The organism is Herbidospora mongoliensis (assembly GCF_001570545.1).
Taxonomy (GTDB): domain Bacteria; phylum Actinomycetota; class Actinomycetes; order Streptosporangiales; family Streptosporangiaceae; genus Herbidospora; species Herbidospora mongoliensis.
This window is the reverse complement of the sequence record NZ_BBXD01000008.1, coordinates 897,419-910,721: the sequence shown is the minus strand read 5'-3', so window position 1 is coordinate 910,721 and position 13,303 is coordinate 897,419. Positions and strand designations below refer to the sequence as shown.

Genomic DNA, 13,303 nt, shown 5'->3' with positions numbered 1-13,303 from the left:
GATCTTGGGGATGGCGTGCAGCAGGGGCAGCAACTGGGTGACATCGTTGCGGTTGGCTCCGGTGAGGATCACCGCGAGCGGAATGCCGGTGGCATCGGTAATCAGGTGGTGTTTGCTTCCAGCCCGCCCTCGGTCGACGGGTGACGGGCCGGTCTGCGCCCCCCTTTTAGCGCTCTGATCTGCGAGGAATCGACTGCGGCTCTGGAGAGGTCCAGGGCATCGGCGCCGCGCAGGCGATCCAGCAGCACCTCGTGCAGCCGCTGCCACACCCCGGCCTTGTTCCACTCGGCCAGACGCCGCCAGCAGGTCATGCCCGAGCCGTACCCGAGTTCTTGCGGCAGGTGCTCCCAGGCGATTCCGGTGTGCAGCACGAACAGGATGCCCTGCAACGCCCGTCGGTCGTCCAGCCGCCGACGTCCCGGATGTCGCAACCGCCGCTGATGCTTAGGGAGCAATGGCTCAATGACCTGCCATAACTCGTCGCTGATCTCCCACGGCTTCTGCCGTGCCATGTTTGCCCTCCCGCTGCCGCCTCAGCGAGAGATCAAAACACAACGGAGCTCATTCTGTTAGGAGCTCTTAGCGGGCCCGATCCCACGTAAACGACCTTCACCCCTCGGCGAGGGCCACCCGGGAGCGAAATCGATCGATCCTTTCCGCCTCAACCGGGCGAGCTGGTTGCCTGCGGTCGCGACGTCGCAGTTGAGGGAGTTCCGAACGTCCTCGTTGGTGATCCGCTCGATCTCACCGACCGGCCATTTCGGCGACCCGGAGTCACGACATGTTCTCCGCCGGCAGCATCGGCAGCAGATCGCTGGCGCCGATGATTATCAGCTCGGCCCGGCCCTGGGATGTCGTGGGCTCTCCCCATAGCTACTTATCGTGATCTTACAAATACACGACACGTGGAATGCGGTACCATATTTAGTACCACTCTCATTGGAGGGTTCCATGTCGATTACCGCAAGCGAAGCCCGGCGCCGACTCTTTCCCCTCATCGACGAGGTGAACGAAGACAGCGCGTCCGTGGAGATCGTCTCCAAGCACAACCGCGCTTACCTGGTGCCGGCCGCCGAGTACGAGGCGCTGAAGGAGACGGCATACCTGCTGCGCTCGCCCGCCAACATGCGCAGGCTCATCTCCTCCTACCAGAAGGCGCTGGAAGGCAACCATGAGATCCGCGAGCTGATCGACGCCGACGATCAGGAATGAAGCTCTCCTTCACCCCCGAAGCCTGGGAGGACTACACCTCCTGGCAGTCCAGTGACAGGCAGATCCTCAAACGGATCAACAGGCTCATCGAAGAGACGCTGCGCGACCCGTACACCGGCATCGGCAAGCCCGAACCGCTCAAACACGCTCTTCAAGGAGCCTGGTCCCGAAGGATCACCGACGAACACCGGCTCGTCTACCTCCCGGTCAACGACGAACTGATCATCCTTCAGGCGCGGTATCACTACTGACCATGACGGCGAATACGTACACCGCCTGAAAACCAGCGAGCCGGCCCGCGTGATGCGCGGGCCGGCTCGATGTGACTAGCAGGTCAGACCAGGTCGAAGCGGTCGAGGTTCATGACCTTGACCCAGGCCTTCGCGAAGTCGGCCACGAACTTCTGGGCGGCGTCGTCGCTCGCGTAGACCTCCGCCAGCGCGCGCAGCTCCGAGTTCGAGCCGAACACCAGGTCGGCCCGGCTGCCGGTCCACTTGACCTCGCCGGTCGCGGAGTCGCGGCCCTCGAAGGCCGTCTGGTCCTCCGTCGTCGCCTTCCAGGTCGTCCCCAGGTCGAGCAGGTTGACGAAGAAGTCGTTGGTCAGAGTCCCGGGACGGGTCGTCAGGACACCCTGGGCCGACTGGCCCGTGTTGGCGCCGAGCACCCGCAGGCCGCCTACCAGGACGGTCAGCTCGGGGGCGCTCAGGGTCAGCAGGTTGGCGCGGTCGAGCAGCAGGTATTCGGCCGGGTAGCGGTGGTTGCCCTTGCCGACGTAGTTGCGGAAACCGTCGGCGACCGGCTCCAGCGCCGCGAACGACTCCACGTCGGTCTGCTCCGCCGTGGCGTCGACGCGGCCCGGGGTGAACGGGACCTCGATCTCGTGGCCGCCGTCGCGGGCGGCCTGCTCGACCGCGGCCGTGCCTGCCAGCACGATCAGGTCGGCCAGGGACACCGGCTTGCCGAAGGAGGCCTGGATGCCTTCCAGGGTGGACAGCACGCTGGCGAGCTGGTCGGGGTCGTTGACCTCCCAGCCGATCTGCGGCTGGAGGCGGATGCGGGCGCCGTTGGCGCCGCCGCGCTTGTCGCTGCCGCGGAAGGAGGAGGCCGAGGCCCACGCCGCCGAGACGAGCTGCGGGACCGACAGGCCCGAGTCGAGGATCTGCGCCTTCAGCGCCGTCACGTCGGCGGCGTCGAGGAGCTCACCCGAACGGGCGGGCAGCGGGTCCTGCCAGTCGAGGACCTCGGAGGGGACCTCCGGGCCGAGGTAGCGCACGACCGGGCCCATGTCGCGGTGGGTCAGCTTGAACCACGCGCGGGCGAAGGCGTCGGCGAACTCGGCGGGGTTCGTGAGGAAGCGGCGGGAGATCTGCTCGTAGATCGGGTCGACGCGCAGCGCGAGGTCCGTCGTGAGCATGGTCGGCGCGACCTTCTTGGCCGGGTCGTGGGCGTCGGGGACGGTGCCCGCGCCGGCGCCGTTCTGCGGACGCCACTGGTTGGCGCCCGCGGGGCTCTTGAACAGCTCCCACTCGTAGCCGAAGAGGATCTCGAAGAAGTCGTTGCTCCACTGGGTCGGCTTGGTGGTCCAGATGCCCTCGAGGCCGGAGGTGATCGCGTCGGCGCCCTTGCCGGTGCCGAAGGTGTTGCGCCAGCCGAGGCCCTGCTCCTCGAACGAGGCGGCCTCGGGGTCGGCGCCGACGTGGTCGGCCGGGCCGGCGCCGTGGGTCTTGCCGAAGGTGTGGCCACCGGCGATGAGGGCGACGGTCTCCTCGTCGTTCATCGCCATGCGGCGGAAGGTCTCCCGGATGTCGCGGGCGGAGGCCAGCGGGTCGGGGTTGCCGTTGGGGCCCTCGGGGTTGACGTAGATGAGGCCCATCTGGACGGCGCCGAGCGGGCTCTCCAGGTCACGGTCGCCCGTGTAGCGCTGGTCGTCGAGCCAGACCGACTCGGGGCCCCAGTAGACGTCCTCTTCCGGCTCCCACACATCGGCGCGGCCACCGGCGTAGCCGAAGGTCTGGAAGCCCATCGTCTCAAGCGCCACGTTGCCGGTAAGGATCAAAAGGTCGGCCCACGAGAGCGACTGGCCGTACTTCTTCTTCACCGGCCACAGCAGACGGCGGGCCTTGTCGAGGTTGCCGTTGTCGGGCCAGCTGTTCAGCGGCGCGAAACGCTGCTGACCGGCGCCGGCGCCACCGCGGCCGTCCTGGATGCGGTAGGTCCCCGCGCTGTGCCAAGCCATGCGGATCATGAACGGGCCGTAGTGGCCGAAGTCGGCGGGCCACCAGTCCTGGGACGTCGTCAGCACCTCGGCGATGTCACTCTTGACGGCCGCGAGGTCAAGGCTGTTGAAGGCGGCCGCGTAGTCGAAGTCGTCGCCAAGGGGGTTCGCGACAGCGGGGTTCTTGGCGAGGATCTTCAGGTTGAGCCGGTCAGGCCACCACGTGCGGTTGCCGCCGCCCTGGGTCGGGTGGGCTACGCGAACGTGCGCGACAGGGCAGACGCCCTCTTCTTTCGCGTCGGTGACGATGGCGTCGTGGTTCTCGGACATCGAAATCCTTCCGGACTATGTCAGCTCTGGGTCAGCTCGCAGTGGCGGAACAGCTGGGGCAGCGCCCCCAATAGATGACCTCGGCCTCGTCGATCTGGAAGCCGTGGGCATCGGACGCGGTCAGGCAGGGCACCTCCCCCACGGCGCAGTCGACGTCGGCGACGACGCCGCACGACCGACACACGACGTGATGGTGGTTGTCTCCGACGCGTCCCTCGAACCGGGCGGGACTCCCGGCCGGTTCGATCCGGCGGACGAGCCCCGCGGCGGTCAGCGCGTGCAGGGCCTCGTAAACAGCTTGAAGTGAGACGTGACCGACCCGGTCACGGATGCCCGTGGCGATGTCTTCGACGCCGAGGTGGTTGCCACCCCGCACGGTCTCCAGCAAGGCGACGCGGGCCGCCGTCACCCGCAGTCCCGCCCCGCGCAACTCCTCCGCGATGGTCTGACCAGTGGGTGCCGTCATGAGCCCAACCTACCGCCCTAAACACGAACGATACAAGTTTACGAATGACCCAAGTCTAGGCATCCGTTACGATCCCGGCTCATGTCCCTCCCCGCTCACCGGCATCGAGGGCGGCGTCACCCCGCTGACCGAGAACAGACCGGTTCCCAGCCTGTGGACGGTCGCCGAGACCGACTTCGGCGCCAACGCCACGGCCCTCTTCGAGAAGATCCCCCAGACCACGAAGGGGCGGCTCAAAATCCTCCCGGTCGGCGACCACAGCCTTGGCCTGCTCCGCCGGCACCCCGAGGCGATGACCTTCGTCGAGGACGCCCTGCGCACCTGCTGAGAACCGGTTGGGCAGGGGGCTACTCATGTGGAACGTGCCAAACCCCCCGAGTCTGGTCTCACCCCAGCCCCTGAGAATCGGGAGAGATCAATGTTCCGCACCATCAAGCGCACCGGAATCGCACTCGCGGCCGTGGCCGCAATCGCGCTCGCGGCCGTCCCCGCGCAGGCGTCGGTGAACTACTACGTGCAGAATCAGCAGACGGGCCTGTGCGCGACCATCTCCGGCGGCGTCTCCACGGCCAACAACGTCCCGGCCGTCCAGTACTACTGCGACAGCCACGGTTCGCGGCGGTGGACCCTCGCGCCCGGCGTCGGCGGCGGTGTCAAGATCCAGAACGTCTACACCGGCAAGTGCCTCACCCCGGCCGGGGGCGTCTCGACCGACAACAACCTGCCGGTCGTGCAGTTCGACTGCGACAACCACAACTCGCGGTCCTGGCTGCTGAACTACACCGGTACGCCGGGCCTCTACAAGCTCCAGAACGTGCAGACGGGCAAGTGCCTGACCGTGTCGGGCGGCGTCTCCACCGCCCCGAACGTGCCGCTCGTGCAGTTCACCTGCGACTCCCACCCGTCGCGCGCCTGGTACATCTACTGATCCGGCCACTGATCAGACGGGACCGGGTGGGACGCGGGACGTCCCACCCGGTTTCCGCGTGTCACCGGCCCACGGCGATCGAACTTCTGGAACGTCAAGCCACCCGGGCCCGCCCGGCACTCCAGGTGTTGCACGACCCCGGGCTCGCCGTCTTCCAGCCCCGGTTCAGCCAGTAGGAGTTGTTCGGCCCGCTCCCGTGGTCGGCCGGCGCACCCGCCTGGTCTCCGCCGTTCTTCTTGTACCAGTCGATCTCGTAGGCCCAGTTCTCGGCGATGCCCGGAATCGAGCCGCTGACACTGCGCAGGAACGCCCCGGAGAAGCACTGCGCCTGGAGTTCGAGGCGGCGGGAGCTCTCGTTCCCCGGCACCTGCAGCGAGTACGCGCGAATCCCGGCCAGCCCCTGGATGTGGTGGCCGTATTCGTGCGCCAGCAACTCGGCGCCCCACAGCCCGTAGCCGTTCTTGATCGGCGTGCTCCACATGTAGATGTAGAGCGTCTCGGTGTTGTAGCAGTAGTAGCCCACGAACCGGGACGGGAACTTTCCGCAGGACGTGTTGCCCCGCTTGTTGACCAGCACCATTTTCGGCGCCCGGAACTTCTTGCCCGCCTGGGCGAACGACTTCCGCCAGGCGGTGGCAAGGCAGGTGTTCACCTTGATGAGGAAGGTCCGGTAGGAGGCCCGGCTGCCGGCCCGCGGCGTGCCGGCCCCGCAGTTGACCGAACCGAACCTCGTCTTGTACAGCGGATTCGCCGTCGCCACGGACTTGGGCACCTTGGCGGAGGCCTGAGCGGGCGGTGTCGCCAGCAGGGTCCCCGCCGCGATCAGCGTGGCTATAGCGAAATAGCGAGTAATTCTCGTCACGAGTCCGAAATGGTAGGGCTTACAACATTGATCACAACCCGAAACGGCTCAACCTGACACATCCAGGACAGCCCCGACGATGGCATCGGCGTCGATGCCGTGGTAGCGGTAGACCGATTCGAGGTCGCCCGACTGGCCGAACCTGGTGACCCCGAGGTGCAGCGCCTTCACGTTGTTGATCCCGGCCAGGAACGCCAGCGTGTGCGGATGCCCGTCGAGCACCGTGACCATCGGCGCGGCCCGGTGGGCGGGGAAGGCGACGTCCAGCACCCAGGTCGCGCCGTCCTGCCGGCCGGCCTTGGCCTGCGTGGCGGTGAACAGCAGCCCGGGGCTGGTGACGCAGACGACGTCGGCGCGGATCCCGAGCCGCTGCAGCCGTTCGATCGCGGAGAGCGCTTCCGGGACGGTCGCGCCCATCGCGACGATCGTCACCGCGGGGTCTCCGGGGGCCTTCCTGAGCAGGTACGCCCCCGCGACCGCCTGCCGCCGCCTCCGCTCCCTGGCCGCCGGGTCGGCGGGCACCTCGGCGAGCGACTGGTCGACCGGCCGGGTCGACAGCCGCAGGTAGGCGGAGCCGCCGTCGGGACGGCCGAGCCGGGCGAGGGAGGCGAGCAGGGTCCACTCGACGTCGAGGGCGAACGCGGGCTCGTACGTCACGCATCCCGGCTGTTCCAGCCCCAGCGACGGCGTGGTGATCGACTGGTGCGCGCCGCCCTCCGGGGCCAGCGTGACCCCCGACGGGGTGCCGACCAGGATCGACTGACCACCGGCGTAGATGCCGAACGACCACGGCTCGTGGGCCCGCTGGACGAACGGGTCGTACAGGACGCCGATCGGCAGCAGCGGCTGCCCCCAGCGCGACCACGTGGCGCCGAGCTCGCCGAGCAGCCCGACGAGGTTGGTCTCGGCGATGCCGAGCTCCATGTGCTGGCCGGTGGGCCGCTCACGCCAGTGCAGGATCGTCTCGGGGTCGTCGGCGAACCAGTCGACCTGTTCGGTCGCCGACCAGACGCCGACCTTGTTGACCCAGCCGCCGAGGTTCGTCGACGAGCTGACGTCGGGGCTGAGCGTGACGACCCGGCGCGCCGCGTCGGGGGCCGAGCGGGTCAGGTCGAGGAGGGTCCGGCCCAGCGCCGCCTGCGTGGTCGCGGTGCCCGCGGGGGTGCGGCCGAAGTCGGTCGGGACCTGGGGCGGGAACATCGTGGCGACCGGCGGCCGCGCGAGGCCTGCGCTGACGTCGGCGCAGAACCTGGCCTCGGGTGAATCCTCGGGGAAGACCGCCCAGGGGTCGCCGGCGTCGGCGCCGACCTGTCCGGCCAGTTCGCCGAGCTGTTCCACGGTGAGCAGGGAGCTGTGGTTCTGCGGGTGGCCCTCGACGGCCAGGCCGTGGCCCTTGACGGTGTAGGCGAAGATGACCGTCGGGCGGGTGTCGTCGATCTCGGCGAAGGCCTGGTTGAGTGCGGTGAAGTCGTGGCCGCCGAGGTTCCTGACCGCGCGGGTGAGTGTGGCGTCGTCCAAGCCCGCGAGGAGCTCGGCGATCTCCGGGTCACCGGCCGGAAAGCGCTCGCGGAGCTGCTCGGGCGAGCAGCGGAGCAGCCGCTGGTATTCGGGGTTGGGCATGGCGTCGATGCGCTTGCGCAGCGCCTCTCCGCCCGGCTCGTGGAAGAGGGACTCCAGCAGGTCGCCGTACTTGACGGTGATCACCTGCCAGCCCGCCGCGGCGAACATGCCCTGGAGGCGCGGGGTTCCCAGCGCCGGAACCACCCGGTCGAGCGACTGACGGTTGAGGTCGACGATCCAGACGATCTCCCCCAGGCCCGAGACCATGGGGTCGCCGATCGCCTCCCAGACCGCGCCCTCGTCGAGTTCCGCGTCGCCGACGAGCGAATACTGCCGGCCCTGCGTCGCGCCGCCGGTCATCGAGTCGACGTAGCGGCGGGCCAGGGCGCCCCAGATCGGGGCGGTGGCGCCGATGCCGACCGAGCCGGTCGAGTAGTCGACCTGGTCGGGGTCCTTGGCGCGGCTGGGATAGGACTGGAGGCCGCCGAACTCGCGAAGGGTCGTGAGGTAGCGCTTGTCCAGGTCGCCCAGCAGGTAGTTGATGGCGTGCAGGACCGGCGAGGCGTGGGGTTTGACCGACACCCGGTCTTCCGGTCGCAGATGCCGGAACCAGAGCTCGGTCATGATCGAGACCATGGAGGCGGAAGACGCCTGATGGCCGCCCACCTTGAGGCCCGATGGGTTGGGACGGACCCGGTTGGCATGGTGGACGATCGCCATGGAGAGCCAGAGAACCCGGCGTTCAACGGCTTTCAGGACATCAATGTCGTTTGGCCCCAGTTCTCGTTCCACGGGCGAAACTATGGCATCAACCTGCGTCAACGTCTAACGCGGCCGGCCGGAACCCGCTCCAGCGCCTCGCGTGACTCCTTCAGCGTGATGGCGCTCTCCACGAGCGAGATCGTCGAGGAGACCATCACCTCGAACAGCTCGCCGGGCGACACTCCCCGAGCGCCCCGGGCCGCCGCCAGGCCGGACTTCGTGGCGTCGGGGGCGACCATCGCCTTCGCCCCCACCTCCTGGAGGGCGCTCGTCACCGCGAGCAGTTCAAGGCTTTCGATCAGTGGTGCGATCACTCCGGGCGAGACGCCCTCCCGCTGTAAGCGGGCCACACACTGTTCGGCCTCCGGAGTTCCGATGCCCATGGAGGCCCGGCGCAACATCACCGGGATCAACCCCGGATGGGCCACGAGGGCGGCCCGCGTCCGATAAGCGGTCAACGGCAGCCACACGCGCCAGTTCGACTCGTCGGGCAGCGGGAAGTCGACACTCTCCAGCGCCAGTTGGGTGACCCCGTCGAGGATCTCGTCCTTGTTCCGGAAATGGTGGTAGAGGGATGCCCCGTTGACGTTCAGGGCCTCGCCCAACCGGCGGATGCTGAGCGCGTCGAGCCCCTCGTCGTCGACGATCGCCAGCGCCGTTTCCAGGACCTTTCTCCGGGAGATCAGCGGGACCTTGGGCCGGGCCATGGCACCTCTTCTGCTCTGTGTACTTAATTGTCTATGAGGGTAACGCCCAACGCCGTTTGACAATGGCCCATCCCTTTGGCCGGATCAAACAGCGCTGTTTTCGGTGAGCCCATTTGCAGAACAGCCGAGAAAACGCATTCTCATGGCCCGCCACCTGCGGATTCGAGGTCGATCGCCACACTCGGTAAGCAGCAGGGTTGGATTTAACGATATCCATAACACCCCCGGCCAACCGACCCATCGCATCGGGGTTAGGCAGCTGTTGATCACGGTACGTCACCAGGTAACGCCGTTCACCCCGGCGCGAACACACGAAAGAGGCGACATGAAACCCTACGGCGTTTGGGCAAGGGAGTTCCGGACCGACAACCCGGACGAGGTCGGCCACGCCGCGGCCGAGCTGGAGAAACTCGGCTACGGCGCCCTCTGGGTCCCGGGCGGGACCGACAGCGGTCTCGACACCGCCGAGAAGATCCTGTCCGCCACGACCGACGTCACCGTCGCCACCGGCATCACCAACATCTGGTCCACCCCGGCCCGCGAGGCCGCCGAACGCACCCGCGCCCTGTCCGCCGCCCACACCGGCCGCTTCCTGCTCGGCCTCGGGGTCAGCCACGAGTCGATGGTCGACCGGTTCCGTCCGGGCGCCTACCAGAAGCCACTCACCGCCATGTCGACCTACCTGGACGAACTGGACAAGGAAGGCGTCACCCCCGACCGCCGGGTGCTGGCCGCCCTCGGTCCCAAAATGGTGGAAGTGGCAAAGAACCGGGCGGCGGGCGCTCACCCGTACCTGGTGACCCCCGAACAGACCGCCGCGATCCGCTCGGCGATCGGCCCCGGACGGCTGGTCGCGTGCGAGCAGGGCGTCGTCCTGGAGACCGACCCGGCCCGCGCGCGGCAGCTCGCCCGTGAGGCGCTGCACCCCTACCTGGCCATGCCGAACTACGTGAACAACTGGCTGCGCGGCGGCTTCACCGACGACGACGTGACCGGCCGCGGCAGCGACCGCCTGATCGACGCGCTGTTCGTGTGGGGCACGCCCGAGCAGTGCGCCGTGCGACTCAACCAGCACCGCGACGCGGGCGCCGACCACGTGTGCCTCCAGGTGCTCGGCACTCCGGCGGGCGAACTGCCGCTGACCCAGTGGCGGGAACTGGCGACGGTCCTCTTTTAACCCAACAGCGACTGGATGGCGGCGCCTGGTCAGGCAGGCTCCGCCTTCGACAGCAGGCGCACATACAGGACCGCGACCTGTGGATCGCGGATCTGCGCCAGCTCCCCGGCCGTCAGCCACCGCGTGGTCGCCCGGCTCTCGTGGGGACTGCCGTCCCCCAGCGCCTCCCCCGGCACCCGTCCCGTCACGTCGACCGCGTAGAGCGTGTAGACGGTGTCGGCCGACTTGGACGCGTACGACTCCCCCAGCGCGATCAGCTCCGCCCGCGTGACCGCGTATCCGGTCTCCTCTTCGAGCTCCCTGACCGCGTCGTCGGCGATCTCGCCGCCCTCATATCCGCCGGTCACCGCCGACAGGATGGGCTCGGCTCCCCAGCAGGGCGTGATCTCCGACCGGACCAGGAACTCCCGCCCGCCGGGCGCCTCGCGATAGGGCAGCACCGCCACGATCCGCCCCTGGCAGCGGGTCTCGTGCGAATAGACGTATCCGTCCGATTCCATCAGCGACAGCCAGGGATTCTCATAAAGGATCATGGTCACCAACATATCCGGCACCCTGGATGACTGGGATCCCACCTTACTGGTCAGAGAGCCGCGCAAAGGTGACTATGGGCTGAGACGGTGACTACCGAGCGAAAGGGAACGTGCATGCACCTGGCGGTCGACATCACCGACATCGGTCCAGAAACTGTGATCATGACTCTGGTGGGTGAACTCGACATGTTCACCCAGCCGGTCGTCGAGGCCACCCTGATCGGCCTGCAGGCCCGCGGCGTGACCCGTGTCGTCGTCGCCGCGGCCGGCCTGGCCTTCAGCGACCTCAGCGGCATGCTGACCCTCTGCCGGGCCGACGAGGAACTCCGCCTTCGCGGCGGCGGCCTCACCCTGGCCGCGCCCGCGCGCCAGGTCCTCCGCGTCAACGGCCTGCTCGCCGCCGAGGGGCTGCCGGTCTGCCGCTCGGTCACCGAAGCCCTGGGCGTACGTCTGGCGCGCCGCCCCCACCGCACCCACGCCGGGCCTAAGAGACTTCCACGACCACGTTCGTCGATTTGATCACGGCCACCGCGACCGCCCCGGGCTCCAGCCCGAGCTCGTCGGCGGCCTGACGGCTCATCAGCGACACCACCCGGAACGGCCCGGCGGCGATCTCCACCCGGGCCATCACGGTGTCGCGCACGACCTCGGTGACGATCCCCCGGAACCGGTTGCGGGCCGACGAGGTGGCCCCACCGGTCTCCCCGGCGATCTGGGTGCGGGCGAAGGCGGCCAGGTCGGGGCCCTCGATCTGCCGCCGCCCGTGCTCGTCACGACTGGCGGCGAGCCGCCCGGAGTCGACCCAGCGGCGCACGGTGTCGGCGCTCACGCCGAGGATCGCCGCGGCCTCACTGATCCTGAACGTGGCCACGCGCGACAGCCTATTCGGGGTGGGCGTGCAGTCGTCGCAGCGCGAACGCCAGCTGGAGCCGGAAGCGGCCACCGGGATCGCGGACATCCCAGCCCAGCAGCTGTTCGGCCCGGCCCAGCCGGTCGACCAGCGTCGAATGGTGCAGGTTCATCTGGGTCGCGGCGGTCCGCAGGCTCGTGGACGCGCCGAGTTCGACCAGCGCGGGATCGGGCGCCCGGCCCCGGGTCCGGTCGAGGACGTCCCGGGCCAGCGCCACCCCGCGTTCCAGCACCATCAGATCGACCGGCGAGGGCGAACCCGCCTTCTCCAGCACCAGCTCGACGTCACCGGCCCTTCGGCGCGGCCACTCGTCGGAGGGCGGGTCGGCGTGGTCGTCGCGATGCCCGTCGGCCAGCACCCGCAGGAAGACGCCGCGCTCCTCGTCGACCAGCCGCGCCGCGCACCCGGCCAGCACCGCCACCCCGCGCACGGTCGCCTCGACCCCGGCCCGCCCTTCGGCGAGCCGATCGAAGTAGGCGATGACCTGCACGGCGGCACTGGCATCCGGATCAAGCGCGGCCAACCGCCCGACGAGCTCCCGCATCTCCCCAGTCTCCCCCAGCCGACCCGTGACCGAGCCCTGGTCAGCGGCCGAGCAGCCGGCGCAGCCAGTCGAGGCGGGCCTGCTTGGCGCGCTGGGACAGCGCAGCCTGGGGGACCATCATGTCGAAGCCGTGGAAACCGCCCGGCCACACGTGGAGTTCGGCCTGGCCGCCCGACTGCCAGATCGCCGTGGCGTAGGCGACGTCCTCGTCCCGGAACGTCTCGGCCGAGCCGACGTCGATGAAGGCCGGCGGCAGGCCGGACAGGTCGGTGGCCCGCGACGGGGAGGCGTAGATCGACACGTCCGGCCCACCCCGGCGGTCGCCGAGAAGGGCGGTCCAGCCGGTCTCGTTGGAGGTCCGATCCCATATGCCGCGTCCGGACATCTGGTGACTGGAGACGGTCTGGTTGCGGTCGTCCAGCATCGGGCAGAGCAGCACCTGGCCGATCACCTCGGGCCCGCCCCGGTCCCGGGCCAGCAGCACGGTCCCCGCCGCCAGGCCGCCCCCGGCGCTGCCACCCGCCACGACGATCCTGGCGGGGTCGATCCCCAGCTCGGCGGCGTTCTTGGCGACATACGTCAGACCCCGGTAACAGTCCTCGACGGGCGTCGGGTCGGGGTGTTCGGGCGCCAGCCGGTAGTCGACCGACACGACGACCAGGCCGAGCTCCACCGCCCACGCCAGCGGGTCGGCCAGGCCGACGCGATGGTCGCCCAGGATCATGCCGCCGCCGTGGATCCAGTAGACGACGGGCGCGGGCGTCGGCGCCGCGACCGGACGGCACACGAGCAGCGACACCCCGTCGCCGAGATCGACGTCGGCGAGGGTCACGATGCCACCGAGAGTGAGGTCCTCGGCGGGGGCGACCCCCTGACGCATCAGCGGGATCATTTCGGCTGTCAGCGACGGCGGAAGGTTCTCCGAGATCACTGTGAGTGCGGCGGCGAGTTCAGGATCGAACGGTACGGCATTCATGCTTCACATCCTGATTACGTGTCCCGTGAGCCCCAAGCGCCAAGCGGTGGGCGATTCCCGACGAGTGGCGGTATGTACGCCGATTTAGGCGTGGAACGTGCCCCTATTGAGTAGACGTACT

15 protein-coding genes and 1 pseudogene are annotated in these 13,303 nt (G+C 68.8%); 6 read left to right on the top strand and 10 right to left on the bottom strand.

Features of this window, described 5'->3' with window-relative positions; genetic code table 11:
- A pseudogene (locus AW272_RS04515) lies at positions 1 to 512 on the bottom strand (IS5 family transposase); the annotation flags it as partial.
- Positions 513 to 951: 439 nt separating this feature from the next.
- Here AW272_RS04515 and AW272_RS04510 point away from each other — a divergent pair.
- Together AW272_RS04510 and AW272_RS04505 are read left to right on the top strand one after the other, a co-directional pair.
- Positions 952 to 1,212, top strand: a complete 261-nt coding sequence (locus tag AW272_RS04510) for a type II toxin-antitoxin system Phd/YefM family antitoxin (protein WP_066361149.1) — start codon at positions 952 to 954, stop codon at positions 1,210 to 1,212.
- Positions 1,209 to 1,463 (top strand): Txe/YoeB family addiction module toxin, encoded by a 255-nt coding sequence (locus AW272_RS04505; RefSeq protein ID WP_066361148.1) that lies wholly within the window; start codon positions 1,209 to 1,211, stop codon positions 1,461 to 1,463. Before AW272_RS04510 ends, AW272_RS04505 begins: the two co-directional genes overlap by 4 nt.
- A gap of 83 nt (positions 1,464 to 1,546) precedes the next feature.
- Here the strand turns inward: AW272_RS04505 and katG are convergent, their stop codons facing one another.
- Positions 1,547 to 3,757, bottom strand: coding sequence for a catalase/peroxidase HPI (gene katG / locus AW272_RS04500; protein WP_066361147.1), 2,211 nt, complete (start codon positions 3,755 to 3,757; stop codon positions 1,547 to 1,549).
- Between the two features lie 31 nt (positions 3,758 to 3,788).
- Entirely contained in the window at positions 3,789 to 4,223 is a 435-nt protein-coding gene (locus AW272_RS04495; protein ID WP_066361146.1) for a Fur family transcriptional regulator, read from the bottom strand.
- Between AW272_RS04495 and AW272_RS04490 the strand changes: the two genes are divergently transcribed.
- Both AW272_RS04490 and AW272_RS04485 read left to right on the top strand, forming a co-directional pair.
- Positions 4,222 to 4,551, top strand: coding sequence for a hypothetical protein (locus tag AW272_RS04490; protein WP_066361145.1), 330 nt, complete (start codon positions 4,222 to 4,224; stop codon positions 4,549 to 4,551). The genes AW272_RS04495 and AW272_RS04490 overlap by 2 nt on opposite strands.
- A gap of 90 nt (positions 4,552 to 4,641) precedes the next feature.
- Positions 4,642 to 5,151: an RICIN domain-containing protein gene (locus AW272_RS04485; protein ID WP_066361144.1), complete on the top strand. Its 510-nt coding sequence runs from the start codon at positions 4,642 to 4,644 to the stop codon at positions 5,149 to 5,151.
- 94 nt (positions 5,152 to 5,245) lie between these two features.
- Here AW272_RS04485 and AW272_RS04480 read toward each other — a convergent pair whose 3' ends face one another.
- The 3 genes from AW272_RS04480 to AW272_RS04470 all read right to left on the bottom strand — a co-directional run bounded on the left by AW272_RS04480 (position 5,246) and on the right by AW272_RS04470 (position 9,042).
- Positions 5,246 to 6,013, bottom strand: a complete 768-nt coding sequence (locus AW272_RS04480) for a neutral zinc metallopeptidase (RefSeq protein ID WP_083957939.1) — start codon at positions 6,011 to 6,013, stop codon at positions 5,246 to 5,248.
- Positions 6,014 to 6,061: 48 nt separating this feature from the next.
- The gene (locus tag AW272_RS04475) at positions 6,062 to 8,197 is read right to left on the bottom strand and encodes a thiamine pyrophosphate-binding protein (RefSeq protein ID WP_245657183.1); all 2,136 of its coding nucleotides are present in this window, start codon (positions 8,195 to 8,197) and stop codon (positions 6,062 to 6,064) included.
- Positions 8,198 to 8,391: 194 nt separating this feature from the next.
- The gene (locus tag AW272_RS04470; RefSeq protein ID WP_066361141.1) at positions 8,392 to 9,042 is read right to left on the bottom strand and encodes a TetR/AcrR family transcriptional regulator; all 651 of its coding nucleotides are present in this window, start codon (positions 9,040 to 9,042) and stop codon (positions 8,392 to 8,394) included.
- Between the two features lie 325 nt (positions 9,043 to 9,367).
- Between AW272_RS04470 and AW272_RS04465 the strand changes: the two genes are divergently transcribed.
- Entirely contained in the window at positions 9,368 to 10,219 is an 852-nt protein-coding gene (locus tag AW272_RS04465) for an LLM class F420-dependent oxidoreductase (RefSeq protein ID WP_066361140.1), read from the top strand.
- A 29-nt stretch (positions 10,220 to 10,248) separates the two neighbouring features.
- On the opposite strand, the gene AW272_RS04460 is transcribed toward AW272_RS04465, so the two are convergent.
- On the bottom strand, positions 10,249 to 10,752 hold the full coding sequence (locus AW272_RS04460) for an NUDIX hydrolase (protein ID WP_169807485.1): 504 nt from the start codon (positions 10,750 to 10,752) through the stop codon (positions 10,249 to 10,251).
- A 114-nt stretch (positions 10,753 to 10,866) separates the two neighbouring features.
- Between AW272_RS04460 and AW272_RS04455 the strand changes: the two genes are divergently transcribed.
- Positions 10,867 to 11,271, top strand: coding sequence for an STAS domain-containing protein (locus AW272_RS04455; RefSeq protein ID WP_066361138.1), 405 nt, complete (start codon positions 10,867 to 10,869; stop codon positions 11,269 to 11,271).
- Here AW272_RS04455 and AW272_RS04450 read toward each other — a convergent pair.
- Genes AW272_RS04450 through AW272_RS04440 form a run of 3 tightly spaced genes read right to left on the bottom strand, consistent with a single transcriptional unit; the run spans position 11,237 to position 13,182 of the window.
- Positions 11,237 to 11,623 carry a TOBE domain-containing protein gene (locus AW272_RS04450; RefSeq protein WP_066361137.1) on the bottom strand — a complete coding sequence of 129 codons (387 nt, stop codon included), beginning with the start codon at positions 11,621 to 11,623 and terminating at the stop codon, positions 11,237 to 11,239. The genes AW272_RS04455 and AW272_RS04450 overlap by 35 nt on opposite strands.
- Positions 11,624 to 11,633: 10 nt before the next feature.
- Entirely contained in the window at positions 11,634 to 12,206 is a 573-nt protein-coding gene (locus AW272_RS04445) for a helix-turn-helix domain-containing protein (RefSeq protein WP_066361136.1), read from the bottom strand.
- A gap of 40 nt (positions 12,207 to 12,246) precedes the next feature.
- Positions 12,247 to 13,182 (bottom strand): alpha/beta hydrolase, encoded by a 936-nt coding sequence (locus AW272_RS04440; RefSeq protein ID WP_066361135.1) that lies wholly within the window; start codon positions 13,180 to 13,182, stop codon positions 12,247 to 12,249.
- Positions 13,183 to 13,303: the final 121 nt, after the last annotated feature.

What these genes read in the sequence shown, in the direction of transcription:
- AW272_RS04510 (WP_066361149.1), top strand. Translation starts at nt 952, where the DNA reads ATGTCGATTACCGCAAGCGAAGCCCGGCGCCGACTCTTTCCCCTCATC.
- AW272_RS04505 (WP_066361148.1), top strand. Translation starts at nt 1,209, where the DNA reads ATGAAGCTCTCCTTCACCCCCGAAGCCTGGGAGGACTACACCTCCTGG.
- katG (WP_066361147.1), bottom strand. Translation starts at nt 3,757, where the DNA reads ATGTCCGAGAACCACGACGCCATCGTCACCGACGCGAAAGAAGAGGGC.
- AW272_RS04490 (WP_066361145.1), top strand. Translation starts at nt 4,222, where the DNA reads ATGAGCCCAACCTACCGCCCTAAACACGAACGATACAAGTTTACGAAT.
- AW272_RS04495 (WP_066361146.1), bottom strand. Translation starts at nt 4,223, where the DNA reads ATGACGGCACCCACTGGTCAGACCATCGCGGAGGAGTTGCGCGGGGCG.
- AW272_RS04485 (WP_066361144.1), top strand. Translation starts at nt 4,642, where the DNA reads ATGTTCCGCACCATCAAGCGCACCGGAATCGCACTCGCGGCCGTGGCC.
- AW272_RS04475 (WP_245657183.1), bottom strand. Translation starts at nt 8,197, where the DNA reads ATGACCGAGCTCTGGTTCCGGCATCTGCGACCGGAAGACCGGGTGTCG.
- AW272_RS04470 (WP_066361141.1), bottom strand. Translation starts at nt 9,042, where the DNA reads ATGGCCCGGCCCAAGGTCCCGCTGATCTCCCGGAGAAAGGTCCTGGAA.
- AW272_RS04465 (WP_066361140.1), top strand. Translation starts at nt 9,368, where the DNA reads ATGAAACCCTACGGCGTTTGGGCAAGGGAGTTCCGGACCGACAACCCG.
- AW272_RS04460 (WP_169807485.1), bottom strand. Translation starts at nt 10,752, where the DNA reads ATGATCCTTTATGAGAATCCCTGGCTGTCGCTGATGGAATCGGACGGA.
- AW272_RS04455 (WP_066361138.1), top strand. Translation starts at nt 10,867, where the DNA reads ATGCACCTGGCGGTCGACATCACCGACATCGGTCCAGAAACTGTGATC.
- AW272_RS04445 (WP_066361136.1), bottom strand. Translation starts at nt 12,206, where the DNA reads ATGCGGGAGCTCGTCGGGCGGTTGGCCGCGCTTGATCCGGATGCCAGT.
- AW272_RS04440 (WP_066361135.1), bottom strand. Translation starts at nt 13,182, where the DNA reads ATGAATGCCGTACCGTTCGATCCTGAACTCGCCGCCGCACTCACAGTG.